Origin of the sequence: Halorubrum sp. Boch-26 (assembly GCF_029889805.1) — an archaeon.
Classification (GTDB): Archaea; Halobacteriota; Halobacteria; order Halobacteriales; family Haloferacaceae; genus Halorubrum.
Genome location: NZ_JARANT010000172.1, coordinates 1 through 1,710, shown reverse-complemented (window position 1 = coordinate 1,710; position 1,710 = coordinate 1). Strand labels below are relative to the sequence as shown.

3 protein-coding genes are annotated in these 1,710 nt (G+C 71.2%); all 3 read right to left on the bottom strand.

Annotated elements, in window-relative coordinates:
* Positions 1 to 569: inorganic phosphate transporter (locus OQF71_RS14495; RefSeq protein WP_280588517.1), on the bottom strand; the 569-nt coding region annotated here is incomplete at its 3' end.
* Positions 569 to 697, bottom strand: coding sequence for a hypothetical protein (locus OQF71_RS14490; protein ID WP_254922009.1), 129 nt, complete (start codon positions 695 to 697; stop codon positions 569 to 571). The genes OQF71_RS14495 and OQF71_RS14490, both read right to left, overlap by 1 nt.
* A 292-nt stretch (positions 698 to 989) precedes the next feature.
* Positions 990 to 1,523, bottom strand: a complete 534-nt coding sequence (locus tag OQF71_RS14485) for a metallophosphoesterase (RefSeq protein ID WP_280588515.1) — start codon at positions 1,521 to 1,523, stop codon at positions 990 to 992.
* Between the last annotated feature and the right edge of the window lie 187 nt (positions 1,524 to 1,710).

Sequence of the window (1,710 nt, the reverse complement as noted above, 5' to 3'; positions counted from 1 at the left end):
GGGGGGGCCAGCAGCGCGAACCCGACGTTCGCGACGATCGCGCCGACGACCCCGGCGAGCCCGGCGGTAAGCGCCCGTTCGGGGAGCCGATCGCCGATCAGCGAGCGCGCCACGACGTAGGCGATGCCGCCGCCGACGAACGGAGTGAGCACCCACAGCGTGAGGATCTCCGTGTACTTCGACCACGCCGGGTCGCCGCCCATCGCGAGGCCGACGCCGACCACCGCGCCGGTGACGGTGAAGGCGGTCGCGATCGGGTACCCCGCGAACACGCCGACCGCGACGAGCGCGGCCGCGGTGAGCAGCGCGACGATGGCCGCGCCGGCCGTGAGGGTGACGCCGCCGATCAGCTCGGTGCCGACCGCCTCGGTCACGTTCGCGCCCTGCAACACCGCGCCGAGGAGTCCCAATACGCCGACGATCAGTCCGGCGCGCATCACGGAGATCGCGTTCGCGCCGACCGCCGGGGCGAACGGGGTCGACCCCGACGAACCGGCGCCGATCGACCACGCCATGAACATGCTCGCAGCGCCGGCGACGCCGAGGGTGAGAACGGTAGCGACGACCATTACCGCTGGCCGTCCTCGTACCCCTCTCGGAGCCCGGTCAGCGTGCGCCGGACGAGCAGAAACCCGAAGAAGAAGAGCCCGAGCAGACCGACGAGAATGATGACGAACAACGGTTCGACCGAGAGCATACACTCGAATCCGTCGGCACAGTGTTATGCGTTTCGGCAGCCGCGTCCGACGCCGGAGAGTGACTAAAACGCGCTTTTGTCCCTAAGCTAGCTATAAGCTATTCCCGGCGGAAGATACGGACGCGACCCCCGCTTCGGCCCTCTCCCCCGCGATCGCTCCGCGTCGAGCGGATCGGTCCGTCGACGATCACTCCCCTCCCTTCCCCTCCGCCGGCCGTTCCGAGCCGCCGACGCGGTCCGGCCCGCGGGGCGTCGCGTCCCGCCCGCTTACCCCCTCCGCGGGCGGTGCTTTTCACGGGTCGATCCGGAACGTCTCGAAGACCTCGCCCTCGGGCGTGACGAGCCGCCCGTCGAGCGCGGTCTCGCCCTCTCCGGGTCCATTCCCACCCACCGGCTCCAGCTCGGCGTGGGCCGCTCGGTTCCCCCGCGGCTGCGCGTGGCTCCCCGGGTTCAAGATTGGGAGGTCTCCCGAGTCGTCGAACCGCGGGCGGTGGCTGTGCCCGCAGATCACGGCGTCCGCGTCGCGCCCCCGACCGAGCATGACCAGCCCCGTGTCCCCGCTGCGGTGGCGGTGGGTGACCGCGAACCGGACGCCCTCGTACTCGACCGTGCGGATCTCCGGAAGCCGATCGCGGATCGCGGCGTCGGCGTTGTTGCCGTACACGCCGCGGAGCGTCCGCGCCGCCGACTCGAAGGCGTCGAGGACCGACTCGCGGTAGAAGTCGCCGGCGTGGACGACGAGGTCGGCCGCGCGGACCGCCTCCGCGGTCCGACCCTGTAGCTTCGACTCCTCGCGCGAGTGGGTGTCCGAGACGACGACGAGCATACTGACGGTCGGTGCGCGCTCGGCTTAAAAAACGCGTTCGGGACGCGATTTTGACCCATAAAACTGCGGTGGCGCGCGCCCGCGAGCGTCCAGCGGGCGCGAGCACGAGGTGCGGGGCGGTGGGGTGGGACGAAAATGGGCAGGCACGAGGGCGCAGCCCGGCGCCGCAAGGACCGCAGGGGGGGCG